Annotated in this window: 14 protein-coding genes; 6 read left to right on the forward strand and 8 right to left on the reverse strand. The window is 37.3% G+C overall.

Going from position 1 to position 14,587, the window contains the following annotated elements:
• Positions 1–37: 37 nt before the first annotated feature.
• Together ykgO and infA are read right to left on the reverse strand one after the other, a co-directional pair.
• A complete protein-coding gene (gene ykgO, locus FRZ67_RS07775) occupies positions 38–154 on the reverse strand; it encodes a type B 50S ribosomal protein L36 (RefSeq protein WP_146782672.1) in 117 nt (38 codons plus the stop codon).
• 44 nt (positions 155–198) lie between these two features.
• Entirely contained in the window at positions 199–417 is a 219-nt protein-coding gene (infA, locus tag FRZ67_RS07780) for a translation initiation factor IF-1 (protein WP_147189005.1), read from the reverse strand.
• 321 nt (positions 418–738) lie between these two features.
• Here infA and FRZ67_RS07785 point away from each other — a divergent pair, with 321 nt between their 5' ends.
• The 3 genes from FRZ67_RS07785 to bioA all read left to right on the forward strand — a co-directional run bounded on the left by FRZ67_RS07785 (position 739) and on the right by bioA (position 5,099).
• Positions 739–1,917 carry a helix-turn-helix domain-containing protein gene (locus tag FRZ67_RS07785; protein ID WP_158638328.1) on the forward strand — a complete coding sequence of 393 codons (1,179 nt, stop codon included), beginning with the start codon at positions 739–741 and terminating at the stop codon, positions 1,915–1,917.
• Between the two features lie 114 nt (positions 1,918–2,031).
• Positions 2,032–3,669: a nitrilase-related carbon-nitrogen hydrolase gene (locus FRZ67_RS07790; RefSeq protein WP_147189007.1), complete on the forward strand. Its 1,638-nt coding sequence runs from the start codon at positions 2,032–2,034 to the stop codon at positions 3,667–3,669.
• A 134-nt stretch (positions 3,670–3,803) separates the two neighbouring features.
• The gene (gene bioA, locus FRZ67_RS07795; RefSeq protein WP_147189008.1) at positions 3,804–5,099 is read left to right on the forward strand and encodes an adenosylmethionine--8-amino-7-oxononanoate transaminase; all 1,296 of its coding nucleotides are present in this window, start codon (positions 3,804–3,806) and stop codon (positions 5,097–5,099) included.
• Between the two features lie 72 nt (positions 5,100–5,171).
• Here bioA and FRZ67_RS07800 read toward each other — a convergent pair whose 3' ends face one another.
• From FRZ67_RS07800 to FRZ67_RS07810, 3 genes are all read right to left on the reverse strand, one after another.
• A complete protein-coding gene (locus tag FRZ67_RS07800; RefSeq protein WP_147189009.1) occupies positions 5,172–7,685 on the reverse strand; it encodes a TonB-dependent receptor in 2,514 nt (837 codons plus the stop codon).
• 297 nt (positions 7,686–7,982) lie between these two features.
• Positions 7,983–8,633, reverse strand: a complete 651-nt coding sequence (rpe, locus tag FRZ67_RS07805) for a ribulose-phosphate 3-epimerase (protein WP_147189010.1) — start codon at positions 8,631–8,633, stop codon at positions 7,983–7,985.
• 53 nt (positions 8,634–8,686) lie between these two features.
• Positions 8,687–9,502: a tetratricopeptide repeat protein gene (locus FRZ67_RS07810; protein ID WP_147189011.1), complete on the reverse strand. Its 816-nt coding sequence runs from the start codon at positions 9,500–9,502 to the stop codon at positions 8,687–8,689.
• A 92-nt stretch (positions 9,503–9,594) separates the two neighbouring features.
• Here FRZ67_RS07810 and FRZ67_RS07815 point away from each other — a divergent pair, with 92 nt between their 5' ends.
• Complete coding sequence (locus FRZ67_RS07815; RefSeq protein WP_147189012.1) at positions 9,595–10,680, forward strand: TolB family protein; 1,086 nt, start codon at positions 9,595–9,597, stop codon at positions 10,678–10,680.
• A 79-nt stretch (positions 10,681–10,759) separates the two neighbouring features.
• On the forward strand, positions 10,760–11,191 hold the full coding sequence (locus FRZ67_RS07820) for a hypothetical protein (RefSeq protein WP_147189013.1): 432 nt from the start codon (positions 10,760–10,762) through the stop codon (positions 11,189–11,191).
• Positions 11,192–11,334: 143 nt separating this feature from the next.
• Here the strand turns inward: FRZ67_RS07820 and FRZ67_RS07825 are convergent, their stop codons facing one another.
• From FRZ67_RS07825 to FRZ67_RS07835, 3 genes are all read right to left on the reverse strand, one after another.
• Entirely contained in the window at positions 11,335–11,640 is a 306-nt protein-coding gene (locus tag FRZ67_RS07825) for an antibiotic biosynthesis monooxygenase (protein ID WP_147189014.1), read from the reverse strand.
• Between the two features lie 66 nt (positions 11,641–11,706).
• Positions 11,707–12,303, reverse strand: a complete 597-nt coding sequence (locus tag FRZ67_RS07830) for a 3-keto-disaccharide hydrolase (RefSeq protein WP_147189015.1) — start codon at positions 12,301–12,303, stop codon at positions 11,707–11,709.
• Between the two features lie 173 nt (positions 12,304–12,476).
• Positions 12,477–13,970 (reverse strand): GH3 auxin-responsive promoter family protein, encoded by a 1,494-nt coding sequence (locus FRZ67_RS07835; RefSeq protein WP_147189016.1) that lies wholly within the window; start codon positions 13,968–13,970, stop codon positions 12,477–12,479.
• A gap of 309 nt (positions 13,971–14,279) precedes the next feature.
• On the opposite strand from FRZ67_RS07835, the gene rplU reads away from it, so the two are divergent.
• On the forward strand, positions 14,280–14,585 hold the full coding sequence (rplU, locus tag FRZ67_RS07840) for a 50S ribosomal protein L21 (RefSeq protein ID WP_147189017.1): 306 nt from the start codon (positions 14,280–14,282) through the stop codon (positions 14,583–14,585).
• Positions 14,586–14,587 lie beyond the last annotated feature (2 nt).

Below are 14,587 nucleotides of genomic sequence, written 5' to 3' on the forward strand. Positions count from 1 at the left end.
CTGATTTTTTTTGATTTACTTTTTACATTAACAGGTTCTATCCTTGTCTTTGCTTAAAGCGTGGATTCTTTTTGTTAATGATGTACAGCTTGCCTTTACGACGAACGATCTTGCAATCGACGCTGCGTTTTTTTACTGATGCTCTGACTTTCATGACTTTAAAATTTAGCTTTCAGCTTTCAGCATAAGCTGTCAGCCTTATTTATACCTGAATATAATTCTGCCCCTGCTTAGATCATAAGGACTCATCTCCACACCCACTTTATCACCTGGAAGTATCCTTATGTAATTCATCCTCATTTTCCCCGAAATTGTTGCCAGAATCTCATGACCATTCTGTAGTTTAACTTTGAACATAGCGTTGCTAAGAGCCTCTAAAATAACGCCGTCCTGTTTGATCAATGATTGTTTTGACATAATTTTTGGGAGCGCAAAGATAGAAGTTTGCAACTGAATAAAGAAAATTTCAGAATAATTTTTCCCCGTTTTGTGGAAAAAGAAAGCGAAAATAACCTGTTTTTTATAAAACCTATACCCATTTTGCTGGCCAATGATGAAATTTTGTTAGAAAAAAGTATAACCAGCTTGCTAAAGATGCCCAATGATACAACGTTGAACTGAGCGTAGCAAGGGACGATGCCACAACGAAATGCACCTGAAATCCAGAAATTTGTACTTAACGCCTGCCTGCCGACATTTTACAATAAATCTTACAGTATCTTTCTTCAGTTATTGATTATGAATTTTGGATTTACTGACATATTATCAATCATTATAATTTTTCAATTACTCTTTCTTGCTGTATTTCTTTTTTCTTATACTAAAGGAAAGCGGTTGAGCAATATTTTACTGGCAAGTTTTTTCCTGGCAATTTGTTTCAACTTTACTGACGGCATACTGATCTTACGGAATGCTTATTTTGATCATCCTTCGTTTGCATTTATTGGTAACAATTTCAGTTTGCTGTTCGGGCCATTGCTTTATCTATATACAAGAAGTGTGATTTATAAAAATTTCAGGTTGAAGGCTAGAGATGTTTTACATGCGGCGCCCTTTTTTGTTTTTGTAGTGTTTGCCATAATAAGTTACCATACACAATCAAGCGACATGAAAAGGTTTATATTAAGCTCGGCCGTCAAGCAGGAGATGCCCGCTGTTCTTTATATAGTCGGTATATTATTATATATACAATTCTTTTCTTATGCCTTTTTTTCGCTTTTACAGATAAGAAACTACCGGAAAGCTATTAGTAATCACTTTTCAGCCGTTAATAAAATTAACCTTGATTGGCTTTATTCAACTGTAGTGCTTTTTATGATCGTAATTGGAATTGGTCTGCTCAATTCTTTTATCACATTAACACCATTAATGCATTATTTTAATGTAACGCTTACATTGATCATCATAGCTATTTTTCTTTTCATAAACAGGGTTCTATTTAAAGCTCTGCAACAACCAACCATATTCGATGGCATTATAGAAGGCGAAACGGAAATAATAAAAGAAAAAGAAAACGTAGAGCCAGAAAAACCTGCTTCACGGTATGCTGGTTCTACACTTTCGGATATAGAAAAAGAAAATATAAAAATGCTTTTGATTAATTACATGCAACAGCAGCAGCCTTATCTCGAGCCACAATTAACACTTGAAGAACTGGCAGATATGCTGAAAATAAAACCAAGGATACTTTCACAGGTCATTAATGAATGTCTTAATCAGAATTTCTTTGATTTTATAAATCGTTACAGGATAGAAGAAGCCAAACGATTACTTTCTAATCCCGATGATAAAAAAATAACTGTGCTTGAAGTTTTGTATAAAGTGGGCTTCAATTCCAAATCTTCATTCAATACGCTTTTTAAAAAATATACAGGGCTTACTCCCAGCGAATTCAAAAAGACGAACACTACGGTGTAACCCTTTCCGGTATTGCGTTTGCTTAAAGTCGAACGGATTTTTTCGTTCGGGTTCGCAAAGTCGGGCGAAAATCACCTGTCGCTAATAGCAATTTTGAGCTGCAAAAAAATTATTATGATACAGCTTGAAAATGCATCTGCAAAAAAGATCTCCAATTTTTACAGTTTAATTTTATTGATTACAGGCTTCTCCAGTTTTATTTTCATTTCGCCCAAATGGCTTTTTCCAATTTGCGCATGGACAGGGCCCGCAGCCTTACTTTTGTTTTACCATTTCAGTGATTTTAAAAGAAAATTTCTTTGGGTATTATCAGTACTGGTCATTTCCCAGATCATCGCCTTTTATGAAGTAGTCCCTATCCCAGGTGCAGGGCTGATCATTTTTGTTTTATTGAATAGCATTTTTAAGTCATTGCCTTTTGTATTGGATAAGGTCATTACAAAAAAGAGCAATTCATTTTGGGCAACACTTATTTTTCCAATTACCTATACAGCTTTTGAATTTATCAGTTCATTTGGACCTTGGGGGGCATGGAGTTCTATTGTAAACACGCAGTTTGAGTTTAGTTGGTTGAATCAATTAGCTTCCGTTACAGGCATTTGGGGAATTAGTTTTTTAGTATATTGGTTTGCTTCCTATACAGGCTGGTTAGTGAATTTATTGATGGTTAAAAAACCTTTTGGCAAAACTGCATTCGTTTTTCCTTCTATATTATTTATTGTTCTTACAACCGGGGCTATTAGGTATTACGGCAATGATCAGTCCTCAAATAGTGTAAAAGTTGCAGGCATTACTGTTAACACAATTCCTTTTCTTGAAGCATTATATAAAGACGTAAACAGAAAAAGCATTCACATAGATCCAGCCAGCTCTCCTGTTTCTCCGGATCTACAACAGGCACAACTTTCTTTGATACCTTTTATAGAACACCCGGATAGTACAAAATTTAAAATAACATTACAAACCCTTTCAAACATTTACGACAGTTTGTTTGCGCTTTCAAAAAAAGCAGCGGACCAGGGGGCAAAAATTATCGAATGGAGCGAAGGCAGCGTGATAACCTGGAAAGGTAATGAACGATCATTCATTACCCGTTCACAAAATTTTGCAAAGGAAAATAACGTAGACCTGTTGATAGCAATGGCGTCTATTGAAACCGGCAAAATAACCTCAGGCAAAAAGTTCATGGAGAATAAAGCCGTTTATATAGATCATAATGGCATTATTCAAAACACACTTTTCAAAAACAAACCTGTGCCAGGCATAGAGCCAAGTAAACCCGGCGATGGCGTTATCCCGTTAATAAAAACGGATTACGGAAATATTTCCACTTCTATTTGTTACGATGCAGATTTCCCTTCGCTCATGCAGCAGTTGGGCAAACAAAAATCTGGTTTGTTGCTGCTGCCTTCAGGAGATTGGAAAGCAATCTCCCCTTATCACAGCAATGCCGCAGTGTACAGGGCAATTGAAAACGGAAATTCTATTTTTCGTCAGGTGAATGGAGGCTTAAGCATTGCTGCAGATTATCGCGGAAAAATAATTGCAAGTCATGATTATTTTACACCAGAGGAAAAGTTGTTGATCGCAGATATTCCAATTACTCATGTAAACACAATCTATAATATCATTGGTGATGCGTTTGGTTATGCTTGTCTCTATGCGTTTCTCACAACTGTCATTGCATTGTTTGTAAAATGGATTATATCTAAATTCAGAAGAAAGAAAACAATTATGAGCCCGGCTGTTTAATTACTATTAGACTTCCGTTGCGTCGCACTCTTGTACGCTTTGTTGAATGCCCAGCATAGTTCCGAATGTACAAGTGAGTGACACAACATAAGCTTAATATGTATTGATTAGCTTGTCACACATTACATTTGCGCATGCAATTAACAGAACGCGACAGGAAATATATATGGCATCCTTTTACACCGCAAAAAAATATGGTAATACCTATTCCCATAGTAAAAGGAAAAGGAGCATTATTATACGACGATAAGGGAAATAGTTATGTAGATGCTATCAGCAGCTGGTGGGTTACATTACATGGACATGCACATCCATACATTGCAGAAAAATTATACAAGCAGGCTTTGCAATTGGAACAGGTGATTTTTGCAGGCTTTACACACCAACCTGCTGTTGATCTTGCAGAACGATTGATCAACTTATTGCCAGAAGGTTTTTCCAAAATATTTTATAGTGACAATGGTTCTACCTCAACAGAAGTGGCGTTGAAGATGGCAATACAATATTGGTGGAATCAAAATGAAGGAACAGGAAACACGAAACAAGAAAGAAAAAATAAAATCCTTGCCTTCAAAAATTCTTATCATGGAGATACTTTCGGCGCAATGAGTGTTAGCGACAGAAGTGTTTTCACCCTTGCATTTCACGACCTTTTGTTTGAAGTAATTTTTATTGATACACCAACCGGAGATAACATTGACGACACGAAAGCAATCGTTCATAAACATGCCAATGAAATCGCAGCATTCATATACGAGCCATTGGTGCAAGGGGCAGGCGGCATGAAAATGTATGATGATTACCTGATGAATGAATTGCTTAGCACTGTAAAACAGCACGACATTATTTGCATTGCTGATGAAGTGATGACTGGCTTTGGGCGCACAGGAAAAATCTTTGCAAGTGAATACATGAATCAAAAACCAGACATTATTTGTTTAAGCAAAGGATTAACGGGTGGCACAATGGCTCTCGGTGTTACAGCCTGTAATGAAAAAATTTACAATGCTTATGTAAATGATGATAAACTCAAAACTTTTTTTCACGGGCATTCATTTACTGCAAATCCTTTGGCTTGTACAGCAGCATTGGCAAGCATGTACCTTTTAGAGCAACCACAAACCCATGAAGCTATTAAATGGCTTACAAAAGAAAATGAAATATTCAGGGAGCGAATCATAAATGGGTACCATCTTATTTGCAGGAATGTAAGCTGTTTGGGAACTATTCTTGCTTTTGAAATTGCGTTGGGCAAAGATGAATACTTAAATAATATCAGCAGTGTTATTACAGAAAAAGCATTGGCAAAAGGTGTTTATATAAGACCACTTGGTAACACTGTTTATATTATGCCGCCTTATTGTATTACCAAAGATGAATTAATGAAAGTTTATAAAACGATCATTGAAATTTTGAATGAGCTTAATTGAAAAAGGAACCTTGAAGTGAGTGACACAACAGGTGATGCCATGAAAATCAAAAGCCGGTAAAAAAATATTCCATCACCACTTCGCTACAATTTTAAAATTCAGTAATCGTGGCGTTAAACGATTGGGCATGGCAAAAGTGTTGTTTGAAAAATCTTTGATGAGCTGATAGCTGATGGTATTGGCACGATCAACCACATTAAATATTTCCAGCGAAGCCCAGATATTTTCGAAGTTGCGGAATGGCGAATGACCACGGCGCTTGCTTTCTTGCCCAAGTAACTGTGTACTGAAACCAAGATCAACACGAATGTATGGTGGTATCTCCAAAGCATTGCGGTAACGTGTACTGCCGGGAATATTGAATGGCATGTTGCTGCCAAACAACGTACTAAAATATACTTTGAAATTTTTGTTAGTGCTTAAATAATCCTGGAAGAACATACCAAAAGTTACAAGACGATCAGTTGGTCTGCGCAAATAACCAATACTATTTACAGCACTGTCTGCAGGAATTTTATCCGTTGTATTTGGACCAATTATTTCACCTGCCGCATTTTTATAAGTGGTGTATTGATCGTTATCAATATCTTCTTTTGTACGCATGAAGCCAAGACTTATCCAGCTCTCTGCATCTTTAACAATCTCGCCAAACAGCCTTGCTTCAATGCCCGCTGCATAAGCTTTTGCGTTGTTGGTACCATAATAACGCAAACGGACATTATCAATATCATAAGGCACCACATCGGTCATGTGTTTATAATACGCTTCGGTTGTAAATCTTGCCGGGCGCTGAAATAATTTAAAGTTGTTATCAAAACCAAATGTTACCTGGTAACTCTTCTGCGATTTAAGATCATAATTAATGCTGCCGTCATATCGTCGCATTTCGCGATAGAAAGGTGGCTGCACATACACACCCGCAGCACCACGAATAATAATATCTTTCTCCCAATTCTTTGGCTTGAAAGAAAAACCCAAACGCGGTGAAACAAGAAATTCTTTATTCAGTGTATTGTAATTATATCGGATGCCGGCATTAAGAATAAAACCTGATGAATCGTGGAAACGAATGTTATCTTGAATATATCCACTGAATCGCGTAATACCAAAATCTGCATTGTTGTTAAGAGAACTAAAGAGATTAAAATTACCCGGATTATACGGCAATGAATAACCTGCAGAATCATTATACACCCATTCGTGCAGCTTATCATTTACAAGTTGTCTTTCGATGGTATTACCCCACTGCAAAAAATTTCTGCCTTTATCCAAACTGCCTTTATGCGAAGCACTCCATACATTAATATTGAGTTTGTTTCTTGCATATGTCTGGTTAATACCGGCACCCAGCGGATTTATTACTGCACCGCTTTGCCCGGTAACAGGATCATAGTCTCTTTCGCCAAATAAATAAGCGCCTGTTATATCAATGTTCTCTTCTTCATAATCATTGAAATAACCAAGCATCCATTTTAATTGCAATCTTTTTGTAGGTTGATTAATTGCAGTTAGTCCAACAAAATTGGTGCTGTATTTATCTTTCTCATGCCCTTCAAAGAAAATATCGAGACCAAGATTTTGAGAAAACAATGGAGAGAATACTGCAGCAGTCAATTGACTTTCGGTTGGTGTTAAGCTAAATTTTGTTTGTGATAAATTAGCTAATGCTTCAAGCTTCCATTTTGTTGAAGCCTGCCATGTGATCAATGTTTGCAGGTCAGCAGACGAGGGAATATAATTTCCTTTTGTTTCCTGGCTGCTCACTAAATTCTGATTAGTTCTGTTGCGTACACCAATCAAATAAGTGACCTTATTATTTTTTGCGACACCTTCCAAATGGAAACCTTGTTCAAGCAAACCAAAATATGCAGAACCACCATTGCGCACAGGTTTTTTATAAGTCACATCCAGGACTGAACTCATCTTATCACCATACTTTGCAGAAAATCCACCGTTATAAAATTTTACACCACTGGTTAATTCAGGATTTATAAAACTTAAGCCTTCCTGCTGACCGCTTCTTGTAAGATATGGACGATATACTTCAAAGTCGTTTACATAAACAAGATTCTCATCATAACTGCCACCACGCACAGAATATTGAGAGGTAAGTTCATTATTACTGCCAACAAAAAATTTTATTAATCCTTCTATACCGCCGATTGGCGAAGGATTCAACAATGCTTTTGATGCATCGATATTTATAAGTCCGGGTTGCCTGCGGTCCCTTTGATCTGTTACAGTAACCCCCTGCAATTCTTTTACGGAGTGCTGTAATTTGATCGTCACTTTTTCTTCTTCTCCAACACTCAGGTAAAAATTTTTTTGCACACTGGCATAACCTGTAAAACTAAAAACAAGCGCTACCGCTTTATTAGATTGTACCTCTATTTTAAAATAACCTGAATCGTTTGTGATTGTATTCTTTGCAATATTTAATACCTGCACAATTACACCGCTGATGGTTTTATCGTTTTCATCAATCACTTTACCACTAATAGATGCAACTTTCTTCTGTGCAGCCACACACATTGCGCCAAAGCAAAAAACAACAAGAAAAACACCCTTATACCATTCTTTAAGCATGCAGTTTATTTGGGCTTTGAAGATAGGGAAATGTGCGGATGTGCAAATATGTGGATATGCGAATGAATTGATTTTAATAAAGAGATTATTTTTTATGTACAAGCTTTTGGCTTTTCATAGCATCGTCCGTTGTGTCACTCACTTGTACGTTTGGAACTTTGAAATAAAAATTCAAAATTAAAAAGTCAAAACAATAAACACTCAATTTTGAATTTTTATTTTTGAATTATATTATTCAGTACAAGTGTGCGACGCAACCAAAGCTTAATAGTATTCCTAAAGCCTGGTACAAAAAAATCAATGTAATTTTTTTAGTGCGGCAATTACAGCATGGGGGTCTTTTGCATTAAACACCGTACTTCCTGCAACAAGCACATCGGTGCCTGCAGCAACGATCTCTGCAGCGTTTTCCATAGTTACACCGCCATCAATTTCTATAAGTGTATCAAGACCTCGGTCGAGGATCATTTGTTTTACTTCGCGGATCTTATGCATGGTGTGTGGAATAAATTTTTGTCCACCAAAACCAGGGTTAACGCTCATCAGATTTACCACATCAACATCCTGTAAAATATCTTTGAGCAAACTTACCGGCGTATGCGGGTTTACAGCAACACCTGCTTTCATACCAAGTTCTTTTATCTGCTGTATATTCCGGTGAAGATTGGGGCAGGCTTCTATGTGCACCGTTAAAACATCTGCACCTGCTTTCTTAAATGCTTCTGCATATTTGCCCGGATCAACTATCATCAAATGAACATCGCAGATCTTTTTAGTTGTTTTGCGTATGTGTTCTATAACAGGCAAGCCAAAACTAATATTGGGCACAAACACGCCATCCATCACATCAAGATGAAACCACTCAGCTTCACTGCTGTTTACCATGTTACATGCTTCTTCCAGTCTCAAAAAGTTCGAAGCTAAAAATGATGGTGCTACTATTGCCATTTATTTAGTTTGTGGTTTATTATTATTCTTTGTTCATTGAACACTGTTCACCTTTACTCAACTCTCTTTAATGCTTCCTGTATTTGTTTATCATCTTTATCGAGACTTAATGCCTGCTTAAAACGCAATACCGCACTGTCTTTTATATTCATCATTTCAAAACACCTGCCCTGCCAGTAGTATGGATCTGAATCCAACGCATTTACTGTTGAAGCAAATTTAAACACATTCAATGCTTCATTGTATTGTTTATTATCATAGTAAATAAGTCCTTTCTCGATATATGCTTCCATATAAGTATAATCATTGGCGATACAGTCATCAAAAAAATCCTGTGCTTTTTCCCTGTTGCCCGTTCTTGCATTGTAAACACCTGAAATAAAATCTGCATGTGCGTCGTATTCGCGGCCTAGCCCCAAACGCTTAACCTGTGTGCATATCAGCAGTGCTCTTTCATTTTTTTGTTCAGCATAAAGATTAGCAAGCCCAAGCATGGCATCGGCAGAAGGATAGATGCGCAAGGCCTTATCGTAACTTTTCATTGCAAGCAGTGTATCGCCTGCATCTTCAGCAATACGACCTTTGGTAAACCATAGCCCATAATTAACAGTGTCTTTTTCAATCAGGCTATCCATTTGTTGCAATGCTATTTTAAAGGCACCAACACTATCCAAAGCTGTGGCAAGTTTTAGACGAAGGCCAACACTATCGGGATGTTGCTTCACCCCATCAAACAAATCCTGCACATAGTCAGGGTATGGTTTTGCAGCCTGTACTATGGAATCTTTAACGTCAGTGTTACCGGTACCACTATTACAGGAAGCAAGCAGGATAATCAGCGCAGGAATAAGTTTTGTGGCCTTTGTCATACCACAAAAATAAAGGCATGATTTCGTTTATGACGATTTTCTGACAACAACCTCGTACACCAACACATATTTTTGCACAAATTTTTACTATTATGATGTTACACATCAAAAAGAGAATAACCCTTTTTTGCTGCATGCTTGCCATTGTCTTTACGGCAAAAGCACAAACAACAGGAGATACAGTGCATTATGCAGAAGAAAAACATTTTAAAAATATTCAGCAGTTAACTTTTGGCGGCGATAATGCTGAAGCATATTGGAGTTATGATAGCAAACAAATTATCTTTCAACGCACTAATGCAAAAGAAGGATTGCTTTGTGATCAAATGTTCATTGGTAATATTCCTGCCGCAGGAAATAAATTTGAATACAAAATGGTAAGCAGTGGCAAAGGCCGCACTACCTGTGGGTTTTTTCTTCCTGATGGTAAGCAGATCATTTATGCTTCTACGCATTTGGGTGCAGATACCTGCCCGCCCATACCAGATCGCAGTAAGTTTGGCAATAAATATATATGGCCTGTTTATGAAAGCTATGATATTTTCATGGCCACAAAAGATGGAAAGATCGTAAAACAACTTACAACTGAAAAAGGATATGATGCTGAGGCAACACTTTCGCCTGATGGAAAAAAGATGTTATTTACTTCCATAAGGAATGGGGATCTTGATCTGTACGTCATGGATCTTAAAACTTATAAAATAAAACAGATCACCAATACACTTGGTTATGACGGTGGTGCATGGTTTAGCCCCGACGGAAAGAAAATCGTATGGCGTGCAAGCCGTCCAAAAACAGAAGCAGAAGTAAAAGAATATAAAGACCTGCTTGCACAAGGTATGGTTGCTCCAACAAAGATGGAAGTATTTGTAGCCAATGCGGATGGCAGCGATGCCAGACAGGTAACCAGTCTTGGACAAGCTAACTGGGCTCCCAATTTTACACCAGACAGTAAGCATATTATTTTCTGCAGTAATCACGAATACAAAAGAGGTTTCCCTTTTAACATGTACCTTATAAACCTTGATGGTACTGGATTAGAAAAGATAAGCCGCGATAAAGGGTTCGATGCATTTCCTATGTTTAGTCCTGATGGAAAGAGGATCCTGTTTTCTTCTAACAGAAATAATGGCGGCACACATGATACCAATTTGTTTGTTGCGGATTGGGTAGAGTAACAACATTCAAATGATTTAATAAAACCTTATAATTTTTTATTTGGGCCAGCAAGGTTAGATTTGTCAAAAATTAAACATCATGTATACAGTACTATTATATCTGCACAGTATTTTACGTTGGATAATATTGGCGTTGCTTGTCATCAACATCATCAAGATAGCTACAGGAAACAGTAAAATAAAATACAGCAAATGGTTACTGATAGCAGCCCATACTACATTACTTATTGGCTTATACCAGTACTTTGCAGGAGGTAGCGGTTACGCATTGATTCAGCAAAACGGCATGGCTGCAGTAATGAAAGATGCCACCATGCGTTTCTGGGCTGTTGAACATATTTCAGGCATGATCGTATCAATAGCATTTATTACAATTGCCCATGTATCGCTGAAAGGAGGCAATACTAAAAAAGCAAACATGTTTTTTGTACTGGCACTTATATTAATTCTTGCCGTAGTGCCATGGCCTTTCCGCGATGCAGTTGGCAGACCTTTACTTCCCGGCATGTAATAAAGAAAAAATCAAAAAAAATCCCGCTATACATAATATGGCGGGATTTTTTTATGAGCCAGGCTGAATAATTCCTATTAAGCTTTCGTTGCGTCGCACTCTTGTACTTTATTATAAAAACTTAGCAATACAATTATTATTCCTTACCTGAAATCAAAAGTTTCGCAGTGCATTACATGCGGCTCAAATTCCAGTAAATATTTTTTGTCATCTTCATAATATTTCGCTTTCTCAAAATCTTCTCCGGCAAATTGTTTTATACTCTGGTAAGTATCCCACCAGGAAACTGTATAGATATGTGTAACTTCTCCTTCTTCTCTTTGCCATATCTGCACGCCAAGATTTCCGGGAACAGATTTATAATCTCTAACCCCTGTTTCAATTACAAAGTTTCTGTATTCGGCTGCATCTTTTGTTAAGGTGCGTCCATGCCATATTCTTGTAATCATGCAAAATATTTTGCTGCTGGTCAAATCAATACTTTATCGTCAGACCGGGACTGTCCGGCGAATACGTTACAATTCTTCTATCTTAATATCTTTCCACCTTACTTTGATCCCACCGCCATCATGTATTTGTAATGCTATAAAACCAACACCCTCACCGATCTTTGCATCTTTTATATAGATCATTTGATGACCATTTAACCATGTGGTTACTTCGTCTCCTTTTACTTCTATTTTATAATCATTCCAATCACCCTCTTTCAAATATTTTTCATCTTCAGGTTTCGGTTGTATTAACCAACCACGACCGTAAGATTCATAAATACCGCCGGTATGCTGACCAAGCGGTGCTACTTCTGCCTGCCAGCCACTGATCTTCACCCCATCAATAGAAGAACGGAAGAATACCCCACTGTTGCCATTTGCTTCCTGCTTAAACTTTAAAGTGAGTATGAAATTTTTATAATTCTTTTCGGTAGAAAGATAACCGTATTGTTTATCAGGCCCGCTTTCGCAAATCATTTCTCCATTCTCTACATACCATTTTTCAGTTCCATGAATATTCCAGCCGGCAAGATCTTTACCGTTGAACAGGGAAACTTTCTTTTGTGCGTTTGATACAAGTACAATTGAAGCAAGCAAGCATACGGCAATTATTCTTTTCATAATTAAATATTTGAGGTAAGATAGTTTGATTGAAAATACTAAACTTCCTGAATATTGACTTGTAAAGATATTTTGATAGCATCTGTTTTCAGAAAAGTTCCATAAAGTTCAGAATGTACAAGTGAGTGACACAACAGGCGATGCTATTATAATTGAAAGCCGGCAAACAAATTCTATTCAATATATTCCTGCAAAGCATCGGCTATCTTGCGGTCGTTGCTTAAGCGTGGCAATTTATTTTGCCCGCCAAGTTTACCAATTGATTTCATGTAATCTATAAAGCCATTTTTTCTTACAATAGTAACTTTTAATTTCTCCAGAATATTTCCTGTGATAAGATCATCGTAATAAACATTTTTTGCACGAAGATTATTATCAACCTTTTCAATAAAGGCATGCATATCCTGCGGAGTATTTTCAAATTCTATAAACCATTCGTGGTAACTTTTTCCTTTGCCCTGCTCTACCATCGGCGCAACGGTAAATTCAATTATGTTCAGTGCTTCTTCGTTAGCAGCTCTCATTAACGCATGCTCTACTTCTTCAGCAATAACATGTTCCCCAAATGCAGAAATATAATGTTTGGTTCTTCCGGTTACCAGCAGGCGATATGGTTTTGTTGAAATAAATTTTACCGTATCGCCAATATTATATGCCCACATACCCGCATTGCTGCTAACAATGAGTGCATAATTTTCTCCTTCTTTTACATCAGCAAGAGTTAAGCGTGTCGGGTTCTCTTTAAAAATTTCTCCGGCAGGAACGAATTCAAAAAAGATTCCTGAGTCTGTATTCAATAAAAGTCCCTGCTCTTTATAATTATCCTGGAATGCAAAGAATCCTTCGCTTGCAGGATACAATTCTATGCAATCAATTTTTCTTCCAATGCTCTCGTACAACTTTGATTTGTATGGTTCAAAATTTACACCGCCCTGCACCATTACGCTAAACTGCGGAAACAACTCTCCTACTTTCTTGCCGGATTTTTCTATCAGCCTGTCGAAGTACATCTGCATCCATGGCGGTATGCCGCTGATAAGTGTCATGTTCTGATCAATGGTTTCTCCAATTATTGCATCCAGTTTTGTTTCCCAATCTTCAATGCAATTGGTTTCATAACTCGGCAGTTGATTGCTGCGCAAATATTTTGGTACATGATGATTAACAATACCACTTAATCTTCCTGTTGGTATGCCTCCTACTCTATCCAGTTCAGGTGAGCCACTCAAGAAAATAAGTTTACCCTTTGTAAATTCTGAATTGCCCGATTGCGCAATATAACAAAGCAATGCATCTCTTGCAGAATTGATATGATTGGGAATAGAATCCTTAGTAATAGGAATATATTTTACACCACTGGTTGTACCACTTGTTTTAGCTAAATAAATAGGCTTGCCTTTCCACAATACATTTTGCTTGCCTTCCTTTATTTTTTCTATGTAAGGTTTTATCTGTTCATAATCGCGGATAGGTACCAGCTTTTTAAAATCATCATAAGATTGAATGGTATCAAATCCATGATCTTTCCCAAATGTGGTGACCTTGGCAGATTTTATCAGGTTCTTGAAAATGCGCTGCTGATCGGCCACAGCAGTTTCCATTCCTTTGGATATCTTGTTATTAATATAATTGGCAAACGGACGGGCTAATAGCGACTTTAAGTTCATGATCAGTAATCAGTATCCAAAATTAATAATAGCTTTTAAGCAAAGCGCAAAAGACGGCTAATTTTGCCAAACGAAGATCAAACAGGTAATTTTTTAGATTGGTTTTGGGACGGGCGGCAGTGCTATTATCAGCCCCGGTTGTGTCACTCACTTGTACGGTTTGATTAAAATTCGGCAAAATGAAACCAATTTCCAGCTTATAAACCCAGCTAACTATTGGAAACAGTGGAAAAACTAAAGATTTTTTCTATTCAGCTTGCTTCTTTCAACTTGAAACCATTACCTTTGCCGTCCTAATTTTGGAAAGTTATGTTTGCAGTAGTTAAAATAGCAGGTCAGCAATTTAAAGTACAGGAAGGTCAAAATCTGTACGTGCCACACCTCACAGGAAAAAGCGGTGACAAAGTTGAATTCAGCGAAGTATTGCTTGTAGACAATGACGGCAAATTCTCTGTTGGCAGCGATGTAAAAGCAACCGTTAAAGCAGAAATCGTTAGCGATTTTGTACAGGGCGATAAAGTGATCGCCTTTAAAATGAAAAGAAGAAAAGGCTTCCGTAAAAAACACGGACACAGAACACAGTACACACAAATAAAAATCGAAAGCATAGCTTAGTA

Origin of the sequence: Panacibacter ginsenosidivorans (assembly GCF_007971225.1) — a bacterium.
GTDB classification, from domain to species: Bacteria; Bacteroidota; Bacteroidia; order Chitinophagales; family Chitinophagaceae; genus Panacibacter; species Panacibacter ginsenosidivorans.

Excerpts from the sequence above, each read along its gene's own strand:
- ykgO (WP_146782672.1), bottom strand. The coding sequence starts at position 154 with ATGAAAGTCAGAGCATCAGTAAAAAAACGCAGCGTCGATTGCAAGATC.
- infA (WP_147189005.1), bottom strand. The coding sequence starts at position 417 with ATGTCAAAACAATCATTGATCAAACAGGACGGCGTTATTTTAGAGGCT.
- FRZ67_RS07785 (WP_158638328.1), top strand. The coding sequence starts at position 739 with ATGAATTTTGGATTTACTGACATATTATCAATCATTATAATTTTTCAA.
- FRZ67_RS07790 (WP_147189007.1), top strand. The coding sequence starts at position 2,032 with ATGATACAGCTTGAAAATGCATCTGCAAAAAAGATCTCCAATTTTTAC.
- bioA (WP_147189008.1), top strand. The coding sequence starts at position 3,804 with ATGCAATTAACAGAACGCGACAGGAAATATATATGGCATCCTTTTACA.
- FRZ67_RS07800 (WP_147189009.1), bottom strand. The coding sequence starts at position 7,685 with ATGCTTAAAGAATGGTATAAGGGTGTTTTTCTTGTTGTTTTTTGCTTT.
- rpe (WP_147189010.1), bottom strand. The coding sequence starts at position 8,633 with ATGGCAATAGTAGCACCATCATTTTTAGCTTCGAACTTTTTGAGACTG.
- FRZ67_RS07810 (WP_147189011.1), bottom strand. The coding sequence starts at position 9,502 with ATGACAAAGGCCACAAAACTTATTCCTGCGCTGATTATCCTGCTTGCT.
- FRZ67_RS07815 (WP_147189012.1), top strand. The coding sequence starts at position 9,595 with ATGATGTTACACATCAAAAAGAGAATAACCCTTTTTTGCTGCATGCTT.
- FRZ67_RS07820 (WP_147189013.1), top strand. The coding sequence starts at position 10,760 with ATGTATACAGTACTATTATATCTGCACAGTATTTTACGTTGGATAATA.
- FRZ67_RS07825 (WP_147189014.1), bottom strand. The coding sequence starts at position 11,640 with ATGATTACAAGAATATGGCATGGACGCACCTTAACAAAAGATGCAGCC.
- FRZ67_RS07830 (WP_147189015.1), bottom strand. The coding sequence starts at position 12,303 with ATGAAAAGAATAATTGCCGTATGCTTGCTTGCTTCAATTGTACTTGTA.
- FRZ67_RS07835 (WP_147189016.1), bottom strand. The coding sequence starts at position 13,970 with ATGAACTTAAAGTCGCTATTAGCCCGTCCGTTTGCCAATTATATTAAT.
- rplU (WP_147189017.1), top strand. The coding sequence starts at position 14,280 with ATGTTTGCAGTAGTTAAAATAGCAGGTCAGCAATTTAAAGTACAGGAA.